This window comes from Clostridium cylindrosporum DSM 605 (genome assembly GCF_001047375.1).
Lineage (GTDB): Bacteria > Bacillota > Clostridia > Clostridiales > Caloramatoraceae > Clostridium_AB > Clostridium_AB cylindrosporum.
Genome location: NZ_LFVU01000024.1, coordinates 215135 through 232699, shown reverse-complemented (window position 1 = coordinate 232699; position 17565 = coordinate 215135). Strand labels below are relative to the sequence as shown.

Here is a 17565-nt window from a genome sequence, read left to right as displayed (position 1 = left end):
GATTGTGGTAGGTGCTAGTTTTGAAAATATGGAACAAATGATACAAGACATTAAGGAATTCATGAAAAAAAGTAGATATTTCTATGTTACTATAATGAATAGTGTACAAGAGGGTGCTACATATACAGATATTGTTAGTATAAATATTGCTAGTATCTCTGATAAGATAAATCTAGAATTAAGAGATAACCGTGGCAAGGCAGTTGGAGCAATCATTTTTACCTTAGGTGATTATAAACTATATAGAACAGAATTTAATAATTTAACATATTACGTATTCGAACAGAAAAAGTAAAAAAGAGCCTGCTAATAAGTATTAATCTTATTAGCAGGCTTTTTAAGTAAAAGATTCTTTAAGTTACATTAAGATTTATTTTTTAAAATATGCAATACCTACACTTCCTGGACCTACATGAAGTCCAATAACAGGTCCTATAGACTGAACGCCTACCTTTACTCCTAGTATATCTTCAAGTTTAGCTGCTATCTTTTCCCCTTCAGCAAAGCAATTAATATGATGAACTATGACTCCTCCAAGGGACTTTCCATCTATATCCTTTAAAAGGGAATTAATAATTGCTTCAACTGCCTTTTTCTTAGTTCTAACCTTTGAATATACCGATGTTTCCCCGTTTACTACTGTTAGTATAGGTTTAATTTGAAGAAGATTTCCGAATAAAGCAGCGGCACCACCTATTCTTCCACCTTTTTTTAGGTAGTCTAGTGTATCAGGTGTGAAAAGGAATTTGCTATTATGTAGGACATTATTACCAATAGATATTATCTCATCAATTGACTTGCCATTCTTTGCAGCCTTTGCACATTCAAGTGCAATAAACCCCATTTGCATACAATTTGTTCTGGAATCCATTATATAAGTTTGTGCATCTGGATAATTTTCTATAATCATATCACGAACTAAGTGGGCGCTAGAGAATGTACCACTCATACTAGAGGATATAAATATTCCAAGTGCTATATCTCCGTCTTTAACTATATTTTCAAATATGCTATATAAATCCGATGGATTAGGTTGCGATGAGGTTGGAATTTCACTTGCCTTCTCCATTTCTATATAGAAGGTTTCATTTGATAAATCAAGTTCTCTATGACCTACCCCATTTAAAATAACATTTAAAGAAACAACCTGTATATCATATTCTAAAGCTAGACTCTCTGGAATATAGGATGTACTATCAGTTACTATTTTTACAGGCATTTAATAACCCCCAATTCTCTTTTTAAAACTGTAAACATATTACTAAATACTATTAATATAACATAAAACTAAGTAACATCTAAGGGCTCTTCTTTCACATAATATAATTTGAATGAATATGATAATTATGTAAGTCATTATGTAAAAGGAGTATAGGATGTTTTATAGTATTCCAAAAAAGTTAATTGTTCCAGCTGCTTATATAGATATAGAAGAGTTTGAAATTAATTTATCTCAGTATAGGGAAGTTAGTCAAAATGAGCTAGAGGATATTAAATTAAGTCTTGAGAAAATGATTGGATATTTATTTACTAGAGCTAAAGGGTATAAGGATTATGTAACAGATGAGCAGTTACTTGATATGCATATACAGCTTCTTCGAGGATTTATTGAATTAAGTGTTGATAATATTCCATGTATGAAAAAGATTAGAACTGAAGGAGTTCAAGGGTTAGGCCTTGATGATATATTACTTTTTCATACTAATAAATTTAAGGATGTATATAGAGTTCACTATAATACCTTCCAGTGTGATAAGTATTCTACTCCTCCAAAAAGACCTATTAGTTCTGATAAGCTTAAAATAGAGATGGATAGTATTTTAGAAGATTTTAAAGTTGGCTTCTTAAAAGTTGTAGATATGACAAGGGATTTATCTCCTGAGCAGACAATGGATTTATTTGTTGATGGGTTTAGGACTATTTTCATGATGCTTGCTGATAATATTCCATGTTTAAGTGTAGCTAAAACTCAAAAGATAAAGGGTAAAACTTTAGATGAACTTCTTAATGAACATATTGAGAGGTTTAAGAGAAATTATATTAGGCATAAGGCTATGTTTGGGTGCTAAGAATTTTACCTCCTTAAGGTGTTATTACCTTAAGGGGGTTTTCATATATATGTGGTATAGGAGGGAGTATATATGGATAATGACTTTTCATGCCCTAGACTTAATAGTAATCCAGATGGACTTGCAAATGCTTATATAAAAAGAGCAATTAATGATATAAATTTAGGAAAAGTAAAAAAGCCTAATGCTATATGGCTTGAAACATCAGGATGCTTTGGCCAGATTATATCTCTATTAGATGCAGAAAGCCCTGATGTTCTATATTTTCTTAAGAATTTAGTTAACCTAACATTTTTAGGAACTATATCTGGAGATGAGGGAGAAGTAGCCTACGAGAGGGTCATGGCTTTAATGGATACAGATTTTATATTTATGATTTGTGGTGCAATTCCTAAAAAAGATAATGGACTATGTACAAGGGTTGCTACATATAAGGGGAAGGAAATAACAGCCGCTGAAATAACAGCAATGCTTGCAAAAAAAGCAAAACACATTATAGCTATAGGAACATGTGCGTGCTATGGAGGACCTACAGCAGCTAGACCTAATGTAACTGAGGCTGTAAGTATTCCTGAATTTTTAGGAAGAAATGATGTTATAAAATTGCCTGGATGTCCAACGAACCCTATTTGGAGCCTTGGAACTATAGGATATCTAGTTTCATTTGGAATACCTCAGCTTGATAGTGATGGAAGGCCAATTGCATATTATGGAAAGACTATTCATGACCTATGTGAAAGAAGACCATTCTTTGATAAGGGAATATTTGCCCAGAAGCTAGGAGATTCTGAGTGTATGTTTATGCTAGGGTGCAGAGGACCTAAAACTAAGGCGGATTGTCCTAGAGTTAGATGGAATCAAACAGAGTTTTGGCCTGTTGGGGTAAATACAACATGTATAGGCTGTACAGGACCTGATTTCCCAGATAAAAACGAGCCATTTGTTCATTATGGAGGGGTATAGATATGAAAATTGTAATTGACCCTGTAACTAGGGTAAGTGGACTTTTGAAGATTGAGGTAGAGGTTGAGGGAAATAAGGTAGTTAGTGCCAAAAGTAGTGGAGGACAGTTTAGAGGTTTTGAGAAAATGTTTCAAGGAAGAGATCCGCTTGATGCTATATGGCTATCCCCTAGAGTATGTGGAATATGTTCAACCCACCATACACTAGCCGCAACACTTGCCCTTGAGAATGCACTTAATGTGGCACCGGATTTTAATGGAGTTGTAGTACGTGAGATTGCAAATGGCTTTGAGTTTCTTCAAAATCATTTAAGGCAGATATACTTTTTTACTCTTCCTGACTTTGTTCAAATAGATAATGTAAGCCCTCTTTATAAAACAATATCACCAAATGATGCAGATTATAGATTGCCTATTAATATTACAGCAAAGCTAAATGGAGATTATGTTAAGGCTGTTAAATATAGTCGAGATGCACATAGAGCTGCGGCTACAATTATTGGTAAAGTACCACATGGTCATGGGATCTTTGTAGGTGGCACAACTATAGATATGAATGTGCAGCAAATGCAGGCGTGTTTATATACAGTTAGGGAAATCAAAGAGTTTATAGAGGGGAACTTACTTGAGGACATTAATATTATAGCTAGCTACTACAAAGATTATTACACAATGGGGGCTGGACCTCAGAATTTTATGAGTTATGGATTATATGATAATCCTAAGTTTCCAGTTAAGTATGTATCACCTGGAGTTATATTAAAATCTAGCACTAATCAGTATATAAGAGAGGAATTTGATAGAAACAATATTACAGAAAGCATTAAGAATTCTTGGCTAATCCCTGAAACAGGTAATCAAACAAGTAAACCTGGAACAGCTCCTCCTCCAAGTCCAAATGCATATAAAGAAGGTGCATATAGCTGGGTTGCAGCTGCAAGGTATAAAGGACATGCTATGGAGGGAGGACCACTTGCAAGAATGATTTTATCAGGGATTTACACAAGGGGTGTCTCTGTAATGGATAGAATTATAGCAAGGGCGCTGGAAGCTAGAAAAATATGTGAATGTATAGAATCTCTTTTAGCAGTTGTAAAGCTAGGGCCACCATATCAAGAAAAGTGGAAAGTACCAGAGAAGGCATTTGGAGTAGGGCTCACAGATGCTTCAAGGGGCACACTTGGTCACTGGGTTAACATATCAGGAGGAAAAATAGCTAACTATACTCTCATACCACCATCTACTTGGAATTTAGGACCAACAGATGAAAAGGGTGTTCTAGGAACAGTGGAACAAGCTCTTATAGGGACTACTATTAACAATGTTCAGCATCCAGTGGAGATAGGAAGAATAGTTAGGAGTTTTGACCCATGCCTTAACTGTGCAGCACATATTACAAGTGATAGGTACTCCCCATTTGAAATTAATTTAGTATGATTAAGATTTTTGGCATAGGTAATATCCTACTATCAGATGATGCTATAGGCGTTAGAATTGTAGAAAGTATTATTGAGAAAGGGAAGGACCTTGGAGATAATGTGAAGGTAATAGTTGGGGAGACGGATTATATGTATTGTCTAGACCAAATAGAAGATGGGGATATGGTCATTATAATTGACAGTACGTATTTTAATATAGCACCTGGAATAGTAACTAAGCTTTCCTTTGAGGAGTGTGATGACTTCTTAGATGGGGCATTTACTCAGCATGAGGAAAGTTTGTTAAAGGTATTAAGAAGTGAATATAGACATATAAAAGGCTATCTTATAGGGGTTGAGATAGATAATCTAGACTTTGGTATAGAACTATCATCTACGCTTCAGGAGAATTTTGATTTTATATGTAGGGAAGTTTGTAAGGCTATTAAAGTTATTTTAAAGGAGAGATAAAATGCATGAGGTATCAATGATATGTAGTGTTATAGAGATGGTTGAGGATATAGCTAGGGAAAATAACATTAAGAAGGTAACGAAGGTAATTCTTAAAATAGGAGAGTTTACATGTACACTAAACTCTGCTTTGAATTTTGCATTTCAATCTATAAAGAAGAATACAATATGCTCTGATGCCGTTCTTGAAATTGAGAATGTTAATGCAAGGGCGTTTTGTGATAAGTGCCAAAGAGAATTTGATATAAAGTTTACTGAAAGACAGTGTCCAACATGCAATGAGTATAGCAGTAACATTATATCAGGAGAGGAACTACTACTATATAGAATAGAGGGGGAATAGAGGTGAAGCAGTTAACCTTAAAAAAGAATATCTTAGAGAGTAATGATGATGTAGCGAGAAAGCTTAAAAATTATCTAGATGAAAAGAAAATATATACGATTAACCTACTAGGTTCACCAGGAGCTGGGAAAACAACTGTACTTGAACATCTAATTGAAAGATTAAGAGATAGAATAACTGTAGGTGTTATTGAAGGAGACTTATACACTACCCGTGACGCCCAGAGGATAGAGGCACATAACATAGAGGTTGTTCAAGTGAATACAGGTGGGGGATGTCATCTAGACGCTTCAATGATTGAAAGGGCAGTAGATGAAATGAATATAGAGGCTTTGGACCTACTTGTTATAGAAAACGTAGGGAACCTTGTTTGTCCTGCATCCTATGATTTAAGCGAAGATATGAGAATTGTTGTTATAAGTACAACTGAGGGAAATGACAAACCTTTAAAGTATCCAGCAATGTTCAAAAGTGCAGATATAGTTGTACTTAATAAAACAGACCTAATAGAGTATACAGACTTTAATCTAGATGAGTTTTATAGTGATGTAAAGTCTATAAATAGAGATATAAAGGTAATCAATGTTTCATGTAGAGAAAATAAGGGAATAGAGGAACTCTCTAATCTTATTATAAGTGAAATAAATAATAAGAGGGGAAAATGATAAGAAAGCTTGTTAAAGTAAAGGGAAATGTTCAAGGAGTAGGATTTAGACCATTTGTATATAAAATAGCCACAGAAAATAAACTAAAGGGCTTTGTGAGAAACGATTCTAATGGAGTTTATATAGAGGTAGAGGGAGAGAAGAATAGCATAGATATATTTCTTAAGGATCTAAATAATAGGGCACCTTTACTTAGTAGAATTGATGATATATCAGTATTGAATCTTGAGGTAATTGGACATAAGAGATTTCAGGTTATAGAAAGTCAAAGGGATAAGGGGACAGTTCCAATGCTTCCTGATATAGCTACCTGTGATAATTGTCTAAGAGATATAGAGGAAGTTGGTAGAAGATATAGGTATCCATTTACAAACTGTACAAACTGTGGACCTAGATACTCAATAACAAAATCCCTTCCCTACGATAGGGAAGGTACCACTATGAATGATTTTAGTATGTGTAGTAAATGCAAAGAAGAGTATGAGAATCTAATAGATAGAAGATTTCATTCACAGCCTATATGTTGTAGAGAATGTGGTCCTTCACTTAAGTTGCTAGATAGAAATGGAGAAATTGTAAAGTGTAATGACGAGATCAAAAGTATAGTAGAGCTTTTAAGAAAGGGAAATATATTGTGTGTTAAGGGGCTAACTGGATATAACTTAATATGTATAACCTCAGAGAAAGTAGTTGAAAAACTTAGAGGATGGAAGAGGCGTGCTAGAAAGCCTCTAGGTATTATGATGAAAAATATAGATATAGTAAGAAAATACTGCTATATATCAAGACTTGAGGAGGATACACTAAGTGGAAGTGTTAAGCCTATTGTAATACTTGAGAAGGTTAATAAAGGTGATATGAATAGTATATCTAATCTTTCAACTCTAGGGGTAGTTCTTCCATATACTCCTCTTCATGTTATGTTATTTCAAGATGGTATAGAATCCCTTGTATTTACAAGTGCTAATAGAGGAAGTGAACCTATTATATATGAGGATCATGAACTAGATAAAGTGCAAGAAATAGCGGATTACTATCTACTTCACAATAGAGATATACACATAGGAGTAGATGACTCTATAGTAAAGGTTCAAGGGGAAGCTGTAAGAGTTATAAGACCAGGAAGAGGCTACTATCCACTATCCATAAAGAAAGAAGTGACAGATGGGATTATATCCTTTGGTGCACTTATGAAAAACACAATATCATTAAGTAAGGACAATTATGTGTTTACTTCTCCCTATATAGGAGATATAGATTCTTTAGCTACAGAGAAAAGATATAAAAAGGTTTTTGATAACTTTAAGAATATATATGACATTGATGAGAAGCTTCTTGCCTATGACCTTCACCTATATATGAAAAGTAACCCTATTTTAAGTGAATCAAGTATAGATAAATTGCAAATCTATCATCATCATGCACATATAGTTTCGTGTATGGCTGAGAATGGTTACTTTAATAGTGTTATTGGAATTGCATTTGATGGGCTAGGTTATGGTGAGGATGGAGAACTTCTTGGTGGAGAATTTCTTATATGTACAGTAAAAAGTTATGAAAGAAAGGGATATATAAATCCCTTTGTACTTCCAGGAGGAGATGGGGCAACTCTATCACCTTGGAAGATAGGGATAGGATTAATTTATACAGCTACTAAATCTAGAGATTTTCTAAACTCTGTTTTCAAAGATGAAGAGGATGTAGATGTAATTCTTAAAATGATAGATAAGAAGATTAATTGTCCCCATACATCAAGTATAGGAAGGCTGTTTGATGGAATTGCTTCTATATTAGGATTTAAAGGTGATATTAGCTATGAGGGTGAGGCGGCAGTTTATCTAGAGGAGTTAGCTAAAGGTGGAAAGTACAGTGGGATATATGATTATAAAGTAAGTGCCGAGCCTTTTACTATTGATACTACAGGTATAATAAGGGGGATACTTAAGGACATGAAACTATCTATATCATATGAGGACATAGCATTAAAACTTCACAATACCATTATTGGTTTCGTAGCTTATATATGCATAAGGTTAAGGAATGAAAGCAGTATAAATACAGTTGCACTAAGTGGAGGAGTATTTCAAAATGGCCTTTTGTTAGAGGGGATTTATAATTCACTTAAAAATAATGGTTTTAAGGTACTAACTCATAGAATTGTTCCTTGTAATGATAGTGGTATATCTCTTGGACAGATATTTATTGCAAATGAATTAATTAAGGATGCATAGAGGTGATTATATGTGTGTTGCGGTTCCAGGAATGGTTGTTAAGGTTTATCAAAGGGAGTCTATAGTTGATTTTGAGGGAGTTGAGATGACAGTTAATACATCACTAATAGAAAATCTACAAATAGGAGACTATGTACTTGTTCATGTAGGATGTGCTATAGAAAAGATTAGTGAAGAAGGTGCAAGGGAAAATTTAGAACTTCTTAAGGAAATAGCAAGTTTAAGTGAGGATTAATATGGACTTTAATAATATTGATTTAGGTAAAAAGATTATAAATTCAATACATAAAGCTTCATCTATGTTAAAGCATGATATAAAAATAATGGAGATATGTGGAACCCATACTAGAAGTATTTATAACTATGGAATACCATCTATTCTTCCAAGTAATATAAAGCTTATATCTGGGCCAGGATGTCCTATATGTGTAACTCCTAGAGAATATATAGATCTGGGAATAGAAGTAGCAACATCTGAAAATGTTATTTTAGCTACATTTTCAGATGTTCTAAGAGTTCCTGGAAGTAGAGATGCACTTAGTAATTCTAGAAGTAGAGGATATGATATAAGGATAGTTCACTCTCCACTTGAAGCATTGAACATAGCTAAGAATAATATAAAAAGTGAAGTTGTGCTTATATGTGTTGGATTTGAAACAACAGCGCCTAGTATTGCACTTACATTAAAGAAAGCTAGGGAAAGTAATATAAAAAACTTTTCTATATTAAACTATCTTAAAACAATGCCAAATGCCCTTAAATCCCTAATACTTGATAATGAAACTAGTATAGATGGTTTTATTTGTCCAGGGCATGTAGGAACTATAGTAGGAAATAAAGTATTTGATAACTTAGCGAGGGAAAGTAATACTCCAATGACCATGTGTGGGTTTGAAGCAATTGATATTTTAGGAGGAATATATTCCTTAATTAATTTAATTATAAATAAGGATTATAGGTGTAATAATCTTTATAGTAGGGCAGTAAGTGAAGAGGGAAATATTTTAGCTAAGGATTTGATAAGTGAAGTGTTTTTATCATCTAGTAGCCTTTGGAGAGGTATAGGAAGAATTGAGAATTCAGGATATGAACTAAGGCATGATTATAAAATATACGATGCTAGACATAGATTTTATATAGATGATAAGGTTATAGAAGATGATGATAAATGTAGCTGTAAGTACATAATAACAGGAAGAAGGTCCCCGAGGGATTGTATATATTTTAAGAGAAAGTGTACACCATTAAGTCCACTTGGACCTTGTATGGTATCAAGTGAAGGGGCTTGTAATATAGAATATTCGTATATTTAGGAGGAAAACATGGATGTAGTAAGTATTGCCCATGGAAGTGGAGGAAAGGAAAGTTCACATCTTATAGAAAGTATATTTTATAAGCACTTTAATAATCCTATACTTCTTAAGCAAAGTGATTCATCGATAATTGGAAAAGTACATGGGGATATAGCATTAACTACAGATAGTTTCGTTGTAGACCCTATATTTTTCACCGGGGGAGACATAGGAAAGCTTAGCATATGTGGAACTATAAATGACTTAGCTGTTAGCTGTGCAAAGCCACTATACATAACAGCCGGATTTATCATAGAAGAAGGCTTTTCCCTTGATTCCCTTGATAAAATAGCAAAGTCTATGGGAAACGAAGCAAGAAAGAATGATGTCAGCATTGTAGCAGGTGATACCAAGATAGTTGAAAGGGGAAGGGGACATAGAGTATACATAAATACTACAGGAATCGGAGTTTTAGATAGTAGACATAGCTTATCTCCAAATAGCATAGAAGTAGGTGATAAGATAATACTAAGTGGTAGTATTGGCGATCATGGTATGTGTATTATGAATGAAAGAGAAGGCCTTAGTACACTTGGAAGCATAGAAAGTGATTGTAGTAGCTTATATCCCTTGATTAGTAGAATTTTAGATTCCAATGCTAGAATTAGAATTATGAGAGACCCGACTCGTGGAGGAGTAGCCCAGTCTCTTAATGAAATAGCATCACTTGCAGGTAAAAGTATGCTGATAGATGAAGATACTATACCAGTTAAGAAAAATGTAAGTGCTATGAGTAGACTCCTAGGAATTGACCCATTATATGTAGCTAATGAAGGGAAAGTAATAGTTATAGTGCATGGTGATGATGCAGATAATCTTCTAGGCATTATGAAGCAATCCAGTCTAGGAGTTGATAGTAGTATCATAGGTGAGGTTGTAGAGAGGATAAGTGGGGAAGTGAATGTAAAAACATCCCTTGGTGGAATAAAAAGACTTCCTATGATGAGTGGAGAGGTTCTACCAAGAATATGTTAATGATTAGGCAAGTTTAATAAAGCAGATTTCCTAAGAAGGTGTGATAGATTAAATATCAAGCACCTTTTTTTATTTGACATTAGGTATATATAGGAATAAAATAGTTTGCATACAAACTATTTTATTAGAGGTGATTTATAAATGAGTTCAATTTTACTATTTGCAACTATAACAATAAGCTTGGCGCTAGTATTTTATACTGTTGGCGTTTTTGGTGAAAGAAAGTCAGGGACGCTTAAAAAGTCTCATGTACTTATATTTTGGATAGGGCTTATTTGTGATACAATAGGAACTATAACAATGGGAAAAATAGCAAAGTCCAACCTAGAATTAACTACTAGTCTTACTGGAAATATACACGGTATAACAGGGGTAATTGCCATAGCACTTATGCTATTTCATGCACTTTGGGCTACAATGGTAATTTTTAAAAATGACGATAAGAAAAAGAAATTCTTTCATAAGTTTAGCATAGTAGTATGGCTTATATGGTTAATCCCATATTTTGTAGGTATGGTTATAGGTATGGGACATTAATCGGAGGAGTAAAATGGACAAGAAGGTAGATTCTTTTCAAATAGCGATGCTAATTCGTGAAGTATACTCAAAAACAACAAACATAATCGCAGATAGCCTTAAGGGAAATGGACTTACACATCAGCAAATAATCATAATCAAGCTAATAGGACATAATAAAGAGATGACTATAAGTGATATATGTACTGAAATGAGCCTTAGTAAAGGAACTATTTCAGGAATAGTCTCAAGACTCGAGGCAGCAGGATACGTTAAGAAGTACAAAATAGGTAGCGATAAAAGAAATACATATATTATGTTGTCAGATAAGGGATATGAATTTGCTCTTAAGTGTAAGGATAAAATGACAGAGGGCTTTGATAGAATATTTGAAGAATTTACTGAAACAGAAATCGAGGAAATTAAAATTTCACTTACAAAGATGTTAAGTAAGATAAAATAAGTTAAATTAAAGGACAAGTCACTCATAGGAGTACTTGTCCTTATATATTATTTTCCTGAATTGATAGTTGGTTGAGTAGACTTTTCGCTACATAGAACTACGAGTAGGTTACTTACCATAGCAGCCTTTTCCTTATCATCAAGATTCACTATATTATCCTTCTTTAGCTTATTAAGTGCCATATCAACCATTGTTACTGCACCTTCTACTATTTTTTGTCTAGCTGCGATAATAGCATTTGCCTGTTGACGTTGAAGCATTGCAGCTGCAATTTCAGGTGCATATGCAAGGTGACTTATTCTAGCCTCTTCAACAATAACCCCAGCTTTAGAAAGTCTTTCTTGAAGTTCTCTTTGAAGTGCCCCTGACACCTCATCTGAGCTTCCTCTAAGCGATAGGCCACTTTCATCTTCTCCAGTATCATATGGATAAAGCCCGGCTAAATGTCTTAGTGCAGATTCACTTTGAATAGATACATAATCAGTATAGCTATCAACATCGAACATAGCCTTAAAGGTATCCTCAACTCTCCATACCACAACCGTTGCGATTTCAATTGGGTTCCCAGCTTCATCATTAACTTTAAGTTTATCTCCATTAAGATTTCTTGATCTTAGTGATATTTTCTTCTTAGTGTATAGTGGATTAGTCCAGTGGAAACCAGAATCTTTAACTGTTCCTTTATAATCCCCAAATAGTATCAATACACATGATTCGTTTGGTTGAAGTGTAAAAAGTCCACCCGCAAGAAATATCCAAAGAACCTCACCTAGTATACCAAGTACTAAGAATATGGCACTTCCAGGGCCAGCTCCATAAATTACAGAACTAGTAGAAACGATCAATAAAAATAGAACTACTAGTAGCATAAGACCACCGTTACCAGCAGTTATTGCTTTTTCTTTCATTTTATCATCTCCCCAATAAATAATTAAACCCTATAGTTTAATATATCATTTATATATGGAAATGTTAACCTCACGTGTTGCTCTTTGTATTTAGAACAATTCATTCTCGAATAATTTTCGAATATCTTCCATTGAAGTTAATGCACTTAAAGCTACCATAAGTTTTATCCTAGCTTTCTGACCAGGAAGAGTGTCACCAAATATTGCACCTAAGTTTCGAAGATTATGACCTCCACCTTCATATCCATAGGAATCACTAACCCTACCTTCGAAGCATCTTGATACTATAACCACAGGAATTCCTCTATCTATTGCCCTTTTTATACCTGGAACCATAGCCTTTGGTACATTTCCACGGCCAAGTGCCTCAATAACTATTCCTTTATCATTATTATCTATACAGAAGTCAATAAATCTTGAATCCATACCAGACGCACATTTTATTAGTGATACATTAGATTCAATTCTCTTAATATTAAAGTGAGGTCTTTCTATCCTGCTTCTATAAAAGATTGCTCTATTATTATCAACTATTCCGATTGGACCAAAGTTTGGAGTTTTAAATGTATCAAGGCTCATTGAATTGGTTTTTGTAACCTCAGAAGCAGAATTTAATTCTCCACTTAAGCAAACAAGAACACCACGATTTTTTGCATCATTTGATATAGATGTACAAATTGATGCTGAAAGATTTGAAGGTCCATCATATCCAAGCTCAGAACTACTTCTCATAGCTCCTGTAAATATAACTGGTTTATGGGTTGTAAGAGTTAAATCTACTAAGTAAGCTGTTTCCTCTAATGTATCCGTTCCATGGGTTACCACAACTCCATCTATATCATCTCTTTCCACAAAATCTTCAATAAACTTTGATAGCTTAAGCATTATTTCAGGAGTTACATGGGGGCCAGGAAGTGAGGAGAATGTATGGGTCTCTATTTCTGCATAGCCTTCAATTCCAGTTACCATAGCCATTATCTCTTCACTTGAAAGAGATGGAACAGCTGCCTTTAGCTTCTCATCAACCTTCATTGAAATTGTTCCACCATTAAATATAACTGCTATTTTCTTCATATAATCCTCCTGCTTTTTTATAAGTTACTATTATTATATCCCTACATATTCCTGATTATAAAAGAAGTTGTAAAAGAGGAGTCTTGTTTTACTTTATAACTATATCAAAGCTATTAAGTAGCCTCATTGCCTCTGGCATAGTGAATTTACATCTTTTAATGTTATTATTTAAAGGGTTTATGTCATAATCACTAGCACCTGTGAAGTCGGCTTTAGTTAAGTTGGTATTGCTAAAAACCGTACCAGTTAAAGTAGAAGAGCTAAAGTTTGCTTCAGTAAGGTTAGCATCAATAAAGTCACTGTCTAAAACACTACACTTTGAAAAATTGGTTTTCTTAAGTGAAAGAGTAGAGAAACTACAGTTTCTCATTATAGAATCTTCAAATGAGACATCTAGTACGAATGAAGTGTCACATTTGCTAAAATTAATTCCAATAATCTTACACTCCTTAAACTTAACATCAACTAGTCTTGCACCTGTGAAGTTAGTAAGGGATAAATTACAATTCTCAAATATGCAGTTTTGAAAATTAGAGCCTGAAAAGTTTGAACTTGAAAAGTCACAGCCTTGGAATCTACAGTCAAGAAATGACTTGTTAGTAATACTAGAATCTATCTCTACGAGTTTATTAAAAGTTAAATCATCATTATATGTACTTATATTGGACATAATGTTCCTCCTATAGGTGTATTCTATTAGCCCTATTATAGTATAATAGAATAAAGTTTCAAAAAGGAAGTGGATAATATGAAAACAAAAATGTTACATACTTGTATAAGAGTTATGGACCTTGAAGCATCACTTAAATTCTATAGTGAAGCATTAGGATTTGTTGAAAGTTCAAGAAAGGATTTCCCAGAGTATAAATTCACAATAGTTTATATGACAGATGAAAATGGGACATATGATCTAGAACTTACATATAACTACAATCAAGAAACTCCATACGAAATAGGAAATGGATTTAGCCATATAGCTGTAGGAGTAGAGGACCTTGAAGGACTTCGTGAAGAACATATAAAAAGTGGATATGAGGTAACAGACCTTAAAGGACTACCAGGTGAAAAACCAAGATACTACTTCGTAACTGATCCAGATGGATATAAGGTAGAGGTAATAAGATTATAATCACTCTACCGAAAATATTAATTTGCAGTAGTGTAGCCTCTAGCTAAAACAACGAGATCTTTGAGAAAAAATTCTAATCCTTACAAATCCCCTCAGACCAAGTGCGATATCTAAACCACTTTGCTTGCCGATATCTTACTAGGACTAAGAGTATTTGTAAGGATTAGAATTTCTAACTCTAGACTCTATTGTTTTAGCTAGAGGCTACACTATTTGCAATGATACTTACTAAGATAGAACATAATTAAAATAGAAGTTTATATTATAATGTATGGTAAAGTATGGTATGTAATTATAATATGCTTAAGACATAACAGTTGTATATTGTGAAATACTTGAAGGGAGTTTTAATATATGGATAATATTTTAATAGCTACAATGTATTTCGTAGGAATTGGTATAGTTTTGGGTATCGTAGCAAGTTTTGTAGGCTCAGCCTTTAATTTTACTGGTATGTTTAAAGCACTTTTTAGGTTTTTTCAAAAATAACGAACTATAGTACAAGTTTTATTTATATCAATGCCGCAATATATTTATTTTATGAAGTAACAGTTTTATATTATGTGGGAATTGAGAGTCTACAAGGAGTGATTAAGTGAATTCAATTCGACTACTTAAAAATATTAAAGTTATAGAAATACCTAAATGGGGAATTTATCTACGAAAGCAATGGGAAGATAGTTTTGCGGATTATCTAAGTGACAAAGAAAAGGAAGATATTTTTCTTTATAACACCGATGGATGTTGTGGATACCTATGGCATTTATTTAGCTATAATAAAAGAACTTGTTTACAAGCTGAAGAAGCTAATAAAGCTTTTAATAGTATAGCTAAAAATTCATGTTATGTTTTTTATCAACATTCAAATGATGTTCTGATTCTTGACGGAGCTAAGGTTCTTAGTGCAGATAACCTAATATGTGATTTGGATTTTTATAAGTCAGACATTTATGTTGTAGATAAACAATTTAATTGGACTTATGTAAGGACACATGAAACTGGCTTAGGTCCTTATTTTAGTTTTAAGGATAAAAGGATTTAAAAAGCTTTATTTCGACTACGAGAAAAGATATGTAGGTGAAAGTTTGATTGCCAGGATGTGTTGTCTTTGGATAAAACAACACATCCTGGCAAAGCACTACACTTACATCCTATATCCCATATGTTCCTGTCTGTGAATCTAAAAACAATGGAATATGTGGTGGGTTAAAGGTAAATACAATAAATGCAAGTATGACAAGTATTAGTATTAAATATAAAACCCCAGATACTAGAGGATTAAATTTTCCATATCTATATAGATGAAGCCCTAGTATTTGACCTATAAATATTCCAAGAAACAGTGAAAATATATCAAGAACTAATGATTCAATTCCAAAGGCTCCTGTGTATGTATAGTAAAATGTAACTACAACTAATGGAGCAGTAATAGATGCAACTACTGCAGATGATAACCATGTTCTTGTATTAAAAGAAAAATCACCTCTATAAATCAGGTAGCCTAAAATCCACCATGCTAGGGTAGGGAAGAATGCCATTTTTAAATGTTCCCATATGCTTTCATTAACAGGAGTAAATAAACCAACTAGGGCAAGGTTTCCAGACCATTCATATGCAAAATGCATTAGACTTCCTACTATACTTATTATAGGAATACCAATAAGAATCCATTTCTTAGCTTTTTTGAAGCTATCCAATCATATCACTCCTTAAAAATATATTAGTATTTATATATATGTATTTTTAAATATTATACCAAAATTTACAATAAATTACTGAAAATTTTATATTGTTAAAAGTGTGTTCCTTATGGTCTATATTAACAACATAAATTCTATAGAAATGTGCACACTAACTAAAAGATATTTAGGAGGTGATTATAGTGGATAGAGAAAAGAGTTTTGTTAATAAGGTTAAGGATAGCCTAAACATCAATGGAAGCAGTATTTCAGAAGCAGCTGAGAGAATCGAAGATAAGATAGAAGGTACAATTTCTAGTTCAGTAAGTTCTGTTGAAAGTAGCCTAAATAAGGTAGAAGATAAGCTTAAAGGGAACAGATAGTAAATTCATATAATATAAGAAACTAGATAGTCTATGTATATTTTATGGTATGAAGATTAGATTTACCATGAAAGTGTGCATAGGCTATCTTTTTTATTAAAGATATTAAGAAACTATAACTAAAATAAAGATTCACATTTAACTTAGTAAGATATAATATATAATTATAGCTACCAATTGTGGTAATTTGTGAATATTGTTATTTTAAGTTAATAGGAGGGAGAATAAAATGGCAAACAAGTCAAGTAACCTATTATGGGGTTTACTTTTTATTGTTTTAGGTGTTTTGTTTGGAGGAAATGCTTTAGATCTATGGAATTTTAACTTGTTTTTTGAAGGTTGGTGGACTCTATTTATAATTGTTCCAAGTATAATGGGTCTATTTCAAAGAGGGTCTAAGATAAGTGCACTTATAGGATTAGTTGTTGGGGTTATGCTACTTTTATCAGCTCAAAATATTATATCTTGGTATATATTAAGTAAGCTTATTATACCAATAATATTTATTTTTATAGGTCTACAAATTATCTTTAGAAAAGACTTTAGTAAGGATAAGTTCTATGAAAAAAGCTTTAGTAGTGATGGATTACCAGAATATACAGCATTTTTTTCAGGAAATGATATTAATTTTCCATATGAAAAGTTTGTTGGAGCTAATTTAACTGCGATATTTGGAGGGGTTGATTTAAACCTAAAAAATGCAATTATTGATGAAGATGTTGTTATAAATTCATTAGTGATTTTTGGAGGTGCAGACATAATTGTCCCACCTAATGTAAAGGTTAAAGTATCAAGTATACCTATATTAGGAGGCAATTCAAATAAAACTAGCCAGGTGATAAGGGAAGATGTTCCAACTATATATATAAAGGCTATAAGTATATTCGGAGGAACAGAAATAAAGTAAATATGAGATTTTAAATATGC

The 17565-nt window shown here is 33.1% G+C and carries 23 protein-coding genes; 18 read left to right on the top strand and 5 right to left on the bottom strand.

Features of this window, described 5'->3' with window-relative positions:
- The first annotated feature begins 4 nt into the window (after positions 1 to 4).
- Positions 5 to 295 carry a hypothetical protein gene (locus CLCY_RS06630; RefSeq protein ID WP_048570334.1) on the top strand — a complete coding sequence of 97 codons (291 nt, stop codon included), beginning with the start codon at positions 5 to 7 and terminating at the stop codon, positions 293 to 295.
- Positions 296 to 370: 75 nt separating this feature from the next.
- Here the strand turns inward: CLCY_RS06630 and CLCY_RS06625 are convergent, their stop codons facing one another.
- On the bottom strand, positions 371 to 1219 hold the full coding sequence (locus tag CLCY_RS06625; RefSeq protein WP_048570333.1) for a DegV family protein: 849 nt from the start codon (positions 1217 to 1219) through the stop codon (positions 371 to 373).
- 157 nt (positions 1220 to 1376) lie between these two features.
- Here CLCY_RS06625 and CLCY_RS06620 point away from each other — a divergent pair, with 157 nt between their 5' ends.
- The 12 genes from CLCY_RS06620 to CLCY_RS06565 all read left to right on the top strand — a co-directional run bounded on the left by CLCY_RS06620 (position 1377) and on the right by CLCY_RS06565 (position 11465).
- Entirely contained in the window at positions 1377 to 2069 is a 693-nt protein-coding gene (locus tag CLCY_RS06620; RefSeq protein WP_048570332.1) for a hypothetical protein, read from the top strand.
- Positions 2070 to 2141: 72 nt separating this feature from the next.
- On the top strand, positions 2142 to 3032 hold the full coding sequence (locus CLCY_RS06615; RefSeq protein WP_082141737.1) for a hydrogenase small subunit: 891 nt from the start codon (positions 2142 to 2144) through the stop codon (positions 3030 to 3032).
- Between the two features lie 2 nt (positions 3033 to 3034).
- Positions 3035 to 4468, top strand: coding sequence for a nickel-dependent hydrogenase large subunit (locus tag CLCY_RS06610; RefSeq protein ID WP_048570331.1), 1434 nt, complete (start codon positions 3035 to 3037; stop codon positions 4466 to 4468).
- Positions 4465 to 4920, top strand: a complete 456-nt coding sequence (locus tag CLCY_RS06605; protein ID WP_048570330.1) for a hydrogenase maturation protease — start codon at positions 4465 to 4467, stop codon at positions 4918 to 4920. Before CLCY_RS06610 ends, CLCY_RS06605 begins: the two co-directional genes overlap by 4 nt.
- A 1-nt stretch (position 4921) precedes the next feature.
- Positions 4922 to 5263: a hydrogenase maturation nickel metallochaperone HypA gene (gene hypA, locus CLCY_RS06600; RefSeq protein ID WP_048570329.1), complete on the top strand. Its 342-nt coding sequence runs from the start codon at positions 4922 to 4924 to the stop codon at positions 5261 to 5263.
- A 2-nt stretch (positions 5264 to 5265) separates the two neighbouring features.
- Complete coding sequence (gene hypB / locus CLCY_RS06595) at positions 5266 to 5928, top strand: hydrogenase nickel incorporation protein HypB (RefSeq protein ID WP_048570328.1); 663 nt, start codon at positions 5266 to 5268, stop codon at positions 5926 to 5928.
- Positions 5925 to 8159, top strand: a complete 2235-nt coding sequence (gene hypF, locus CLCY_RS06590) for a carbamoyltransferase HypF (protein WP_048570327.1) — start codon at positions 5925 to 5927, stop codon at positions 8157 to 8159. Before hypB ends, hypF begins: the two co-directional genes overlap by 4 nt.
- Positions 8160 to 8169: 10 nt before the next feature.
- Positions 8170 to 8394: a HypC/HybG/HupF family hydrogenase formation chaperone gene (locus tag CLCY_RS06585; protein ID WP_048570326.1), complete on the top strand. Its 225-nt coding sequence runs from the start codon at positions 8170 to 8172 to the stop codon at positions 8392 to 8394.
- A 1-nt stretch (position 8395) separates the two neighbouring features.
- Positions 8396 to 9472, top strand: a complete 1077-nt coding sequence (gene hypD / locus CLCY_RS06580) for a hydrogenase formation protein HypD (protein WP_048570325.1) — start codon at positions 8396 to 8398, stop codon at positions 9470 to 9472.
- Between the two features lie 9 nt (positions 9473 to 9481).
- Entirely contained in the window at positions 9482 to 10486 is a 1005-nt protein-coding gene (gene hypE, locus CLCY_RS06575; protein WP_048570324.1) for a hydrogenase expression/formation protein HypE, read from the top strand.
- Between the two features lie 141 nt (positions 10487 to 10627).
- Complete coding sequence (locus CLCY_RS06570; protein ID WP_048570323.1) at positions 10628 to 11023, top strand: HsmA family protein; 396 nt, start codon at positions 10628 to 10630, stop codon at positions 11021 to 11023.
- Positions 11024 to 11036: 13 nt separating this feature from the next.
- On the top strand, positions 11037 to 11465 hold the full coding sequence (locus tag CLCY_RS06565; RefSeq protein WP_048570322.1) for a MarR family winged helix-turn-helix transcriptional regulator: 429 nt from the start codon (positions 11037 to 11039) through the stop codon (positions 11463 to 11465).
- A gap of 47 nt (positions 11466 to 11512) precedes the next feature.
- Here the strand turns inward: CLCY_RS06565 and CLCY_RS06560 are convergent, their stop codons facing one another.
- The 3 genes from CLCY_RS06560 to CLCY_RS06550 form a co-directional block, all read right to left on the bottom strand.
- On the bottom strand, positions 11513 to 12373 hold the full coding sequence (locus CLCY_RS06560; RefSeq protein WP_048570321.1) for an SPFH domain-containing protein: 861 nt from the start codon (positions 12371 to 12373) through the stop codon (positions 11513 to 11515).
- 90 nt (positions 12374 to 12463) lie between these two features.
- Positions 12464 to 13447, bottom strand: a complete 984-nt coding sequence (locus tag CLCY_RS06555; RefSeq protein ID WP_048570320.1) for an asparaginase — start codon at positions 13445 to 13447, stop codon at positions 12464 to 12466.
- 88 nt (positions 13448 to 13535) lie between these two features.
- A complete protein-coding gene (locus tag CLCY_RS06550; protein ID WP_053083282.1) occupies positions 13536 to 14117 on the bottom strand; it encodes a pentapeptide repeat-containing protein in 582 nt (193 codons plus the stop codon).
- 78 nt (positions 14118 to 14195) lie between these two features.
- On the opposite strand from CLCY_RS06550, the gene gloA reads away from it, so the two are divergent.
- The 3 genes from gloA to CLCY_RS06540 all read left to right on the top strand — a co-directional run bounded on the left by gloA (position 14196) and on the right by CLCY_RS06540 (position 15618).
- Positions 14196 to 14576 carry a lactoylglutathione lyase gene (gene gloA / locus CLCY_RS06545; RefSeq protein ID WP_048570319.1) on the top strand — a complete coding sequence of 127 codons (381 nt, stop codon included), beginning with the start codon at positions 14196 to 14198 and terminating at the stop codon, positions 14574 to 14576.
- Positions 14577 to 14930: 354 nt separating this feature from the next.
- The gene (locus tag CLCY_RS14075) at positions 14931 to 15065 is read left to right on the top strand and encodes a hypothetical protein (protein WP_278336147.1); all 135 of its coding nucleotides are present in this window, start codon (positions 14931 to 14933) and stop codon (positions 15063 to 15065) included.
- A 106-nt stretch (positions 15066 to 15171) separates the two neighbouring features.
- Positions 15172 to 15618, top strand: a complete 447-nt coding sequence (locus tag CLCY_RS06540) for a DUF4275 family protein (RefSeq protein ID WP_048570318.1) — start codon at positions 15172 to 15174, stop codon at positions 15616 to 15618.
- Between the two features lie 109 nt (positions 15619 to 15727).
- Here CLCY_RS06540 and CLCY_RS06535 read toward each other — a convergent pair whose 3' ends face one another.
- Entirely contained in the window at positions 15728 to 16273 is a 546-nt protein-coding gene (locus CLCY_RS06535; protein WP_048570317.1) for a DUF6512 family protein, read from the bottom strand.
- A 185-nt stretch (positions 16274 to 16458) separates the two neighbouring features.
- Here CLCY_RS06535 and CLCY_RS06530 point away from each other — a divergent pair, with 185 nt between their 5' ends.
- On the top strand, positions 16459 to 16638 hold the full coding sequence (locus CLCY_RS06530) for a hypothetical protein (RefSeq protein WP_048570316.1): 180 nt from the start codon (positions 16459 to 16461) through the stop codon (positions 16636 to 16638).
- A gap of 229 nt (positions 16639 to 16867) precedes the next feature.
- Positions 16868 to 17545 (top strand): LiaF transmembrane domain-containing protein, encoded by a 678-nt coding sequence (locus CLCY_RS06525; RefSeq protein ID WP_048570315.1) that lies wholly within the window; start codon positions 16868 to 16870, stop codon positions 17543 to 17545.
- The last annotated feature ends 20 nt before the right edge of the window (positions 17546 to 17565 follow it).